The 4,072-nt window shown below is 46.3% G+C and carries 2 protein-coding genes and 1 pseudogene; all 3 read left to right on the top strand.

Translation table 11 applies throughout. The annotated features are described in order from the left end of the window. Positions 1-197 precede the first annotated feature (197 nt). Complete coding sequence (locus EI162_RS13640) at positions 198-2,567, top strand: FdhF/YdeP family oxidoreductase (RefSeq protein ID WP_192524851.1); 2,370 nt, start codon at positions 198-200, stop codon at positions 2,565-2,567. 138 nt (positions 2,568-2,705) lie between these two features. Beyond that, positions 2,706-3,758, top strand: a complete 1,053-nt coding sequence (locus EI162_RS13635; protein ID WP_413038398.1) for a formate dehydrogenase accessory sulfurtransferase FdhD — start codon at positions 2,706-2,708, stop codon at positions 3,756-3,758. Positions 3,759-3,924: 166 nt separating this feature from the next. Beyond that, positions 3,925-4,072: pseudogene (locus tag EI162_RS13630) on the top strand (IS982 family transposase); the annotation flags it as partial.

Here is a 4,072-nt window from a genome sequence, read left to right as displayed (position 1 = left end):
GGCCTCTTTTTCACCTGCTCTTTGATATTGCACTTCATGTGTTAATCTAAGATATCTATAGTTAATGCTTCTACTAAGTTTTGGCTAGCCACTATATAGTTGCTTATATCAAAACTTTATATCAAAGTTTTATATATCAAACTAACATCCAAGCTTAGCTATTGCCATTTACCCATCATTTAAAAAAGAGGCCTACCATGCGCAAAATCCCTGTCTACTCTCACCCTGCGGCTGGTTGGCCTGCGCTGATTTCCTCTACTCGTAAATTGATGGACTACCAGACTTTTTTACGCGGGGGTTTGAGCGTATTAAAAAGCAATCAGCCTAAAACAGGCTTTGATTGTCCAGGTTGCGCTTGGCCTGACCACAAATCACATAAAGCCATTGATGTCTGCGAAAATGGTATCAAAGTCATCGCTAGTGAGACCATGACCAAAAAAGCAGATGCCAAATTCTTTGCGCGGCATACGGTAACAGCGCTGCAAGGATGGTCAGGTTACGAGCTGGAACACAGTGGGCGATTATCAGAGCCGCTATATTATGATGCCACGCAAGACCGCTATTTACCGATTTCTTGGGAAGCCGCTTACCAGCGTATCGCTGAACAGTTAAAACAGCTCAACTCGCCAGATGAGGCGCTGTTTTATACCTCAGGCCGTGTCACCAACGAGCCTGCCTTTATGTATCAGTTATTCGTGCGCTGTTTCGGTACCAATAATCTACCCGATTGCTCAAATATGTGTCACGAGCCGACTTCAGTTATGCTCGGTCGGCAGCTAGGAATTGGCAAAGCTACAGTGAAACTAGAAGATTTTGAGCAAGCCAAACTGATATTGATGTTTGGACAGAACCCTGCGACCAATCACCCACGTATGCTGGAAATGCTCGCTCATGCTCATGAGCAAGGATGTCGCATCCTCTCAATCAATCCCATGCGTGAACAAGGCTTACGTAAATTTAGAAACCCGCAAAAGCCTTCACACATGGCAGCAGGCCAAAGTGATGAGATGGTCGATGAAGTCATTCAAATTCAAATCGGCGGTGATGCGGCGCTATTAACAGGTATGGCTAAATGGCTGACCAAAAACAATAAAATCAATCAAGGCTTTATCGATGAGCATACCTCAGGATACGAGGCGCTCGATGCGTGGCTGCGTACACAATCGTGGACGGATGTAGAGCGCGGGTCTGGTATCAGTAAACAGGAAATCATTGCTATTGCCAAGTTGGTAGCCGACAGTCCTGCGACCATTTGCACGTGGGGCATGGGCATCACCCAGCACGTGCAAGGCGATGACAATGTGGCGATGATTACCAATTTATTGCTATTGATGGGTATGATTGGTATCGATGGCGCAGGCGCATCACCTGTGCGTGGACATTCTAATGTACAGGGCGACCGTACCATGGGCATCCATGAACGGCCTGCTCAAAGCCTGCTTGATAGTCTTGAGCGGGTCTTTGAGCGTCCGATGCCGCAAGAAGACGGCTATGATGTCGTCGCTGGGGCAAAAGCTCTCATCGCTGGCAAGCTCAAAGTATTTATGAGTATGGGCGGCAATTATGCCGTTGCCGCACCTGATACCAGTGCCATTCAACAAGCGCTAACCACCACTCAGCTTAATATTTTTGTCGGTACTAAGCTTAATGAAACCATGCTATATCCAGGGACAAACAACCTCATTTTGCCTTGCTTAGGTCGTACCGAACGTATCATTACCGCTAAAAGCGAGCAGTTTGCCACTATTGAAGATTCCATGTGTCAGATTGTGCCGACTCAAGGTACGCTGAAGCCCGTTAGCGAGACCTTAAAGTCTGAAGCGCAAATCGTGGCCGACATCGCCACTCATGTGCTGGGCGATGATTCAACCATTCCTTGGCAAGCGATGAGTGAGGACTTCGATGTTGTCCGTGATTATATCGCCCAAGCGATTGATGGTTTTGAGGACTTTAATCAGCGTATTCGCGAAGCCGAGCGCGGCTTTCATTTGTATCATGCGGCACGTCATCGGGTATGGAATACCGACAGCGGTAAAGCACAGTTTGAAGTACCACAATACCCCATTACCTATGTCGCAGCACAGATGGCAGAGACAACACCAACCTTTAACCATGATAAAAAAGCCACTACTAACCTTGATAGTGCGCCAAACAATACACTAAGCAGTGAGCAAAAGGTCTGGCAGTTGACCAGCGTACGTAGCCACGACCAATTTAACACCATGATTTTCGGGTTTAATGATCGCTATCGCCAAACCAATCGCCGTGATGTGCTGTTTATGCATCCGGACGAGATAAGCCGCTTAGGGTGGCGAAAAGGCGATCGGGTCATGGTCTCTCGTCACGCCAGCCCAAATACACCAAATACAACCGTTACACCACGCTCACTTGGCCCATTGGTACTGACTGAGATGGATATAGCCTCCAATGCAATAGCCGCCTATTACCCTGAATGTAATGACTTATTTGATTTGGATACCCACGCACCCGATTCGCATATCCCAGCGTATAAATCAACGACTGTCGTTTTGCAACGAGTGAGTGCAGCTACCGCTGAGCTTGCCTAAAAAATTACAGATGGTTTATTAAGTGATAAAACTGTCTTGAACAGTCAACCATGACAAAAAATATGATGAGATATGATGATCGCTGAGATGAATGACGAAACGCGCAATCGAACTGGTGAGCAATGCTTAACAGATACGATGCAGGATGTGGCAGAAGTAAGAACAACACCGCCTGCAACGCCAATGACTCGTACCCACTTATCACAAAAGCATGCCTATCCATCGGATAATAATACTAGCACTGCTCACAGGCATGTTGCTTGCCAGCCAGCCAATCTAGCAGTAGAGGCTGCTGTGGCTATCGTTATCAACGGTATTCACTATGCGGTATTGATGGCCAGTCCTCATCAGCTAGAGTATTTGGCTATTGGGTTTCTATTTAGCGAAGGCTTGATTCAACAAAGCCATGAGCTGCTTGATTGGGACGTTACTCAGCTTAGCGATATCGCAAGCTATCAGCAGTTTACCCCAGAGTCTGTGGCCAAAAACGATGAGTCAGAAAATGCTGAATCAGAAAGCAATGTATCAGAAAACCTTGAACAAACCTTTTTACATCTACAAGACTATGATATTTATGTGGTGGAGCTGATATTAAACCAGCGCTGTCATCAACGTATCCAAGCACAAAAGCGTCAGCTGGCAGGCCGAACCGGTTGTGGTATGTGCGGTATCACAGGGTTGTCACAGGCACTGCCCGATTTGAGTGGCTATTTACCTAGCCCTTTGCATAGAACATCAGATAGCCTTTTGCAGGGCAACTTATCAAACGAGCAGAAAGACGAGCATCAAAAAACCTCACAAAAAAAGGCAGCGATGCCGAGTCTTGACTACCTGCTAGAGCTGCGGCGACAAGTGGATGCTAGCCAACATACACATCAACTAACAGGGGCGGTACATGCAGCAGCAACGATGTATCAGCAGCAGCTATACCTATTTGAAGACGTGGGTCGACACAATGCGCTTGATAAACTGATCGGCTGGCAACTGCGACAGAAAATAGAAACTGAATGTGTGCTAATGACCTCGCGCTTATCGATTGAGTTGGTACAGAAGTCTATTCGCGGTGGCATCCCTTGGTTAGTCGGCATGTCCGCCCCTACCAGTACGGCGGTGCGTGTCGCCGAACGTTATGGGTTGGGATTGGCGGGGTTTTTACGTGACAATAGAGTGACTTATTACTCAGGCATCTAACCAACAGCAATCTAGCTATCCAACTCTTCTATAGGCAGTTTTAAATGAAATCGATACGTTAACTATTATAAATCTTTACCCCACTCTCAACATCGAAAGTGATTGAAAAAAGAAGAGCATCTCACTAATCTATTGTTTTCGACCAAGAATACAACGGAGTCATGAGATGCCCATAGACGAATTTATCATCAATATCTATTTAATGGTAGAGCAATATTACAAAATAGTCGTCACTAAACCCTTGCGAGGGGCAGGTTACGCGCCAAAGCTGAGTGATCCTGAGATTATTTGCATGGAACTGGTCGGTGAGTTTT

Origin of the sequence: Psychrobacter sp. FME6 (genome assembly GCF_014861365.1) — a bacterium.
Taxonomy (GTDB): domain Bacteria; phylum Pseudomonadota; class Gammaproteobacteria; order Pseudomonadales; family Moraxellaceae; genus Psychrobacter.
The sequence above is the reverse complement of the archived record's forward strand: the minus strand, read 5'-3'. Positions and strand labels throughout refer to the sequence as shown.

Bases quoted from the DNA above. Each gene is read 5' to 3' on its own strand.
- EI162_RS13640 (WP_192524851.1), top strand. From the start codon at position 198: ATGCGCAAAATCCCTGTCTACTCTCACCCTGCGGCTGGTTGGCCTGCG.
- EI162_RS13635 (WP_413038398.1), top strand. From the start codon at position 2,706: ATGCAGGATGTGGCAGAAGTAAGAACAACACCGCCTGCAACGCCAATG.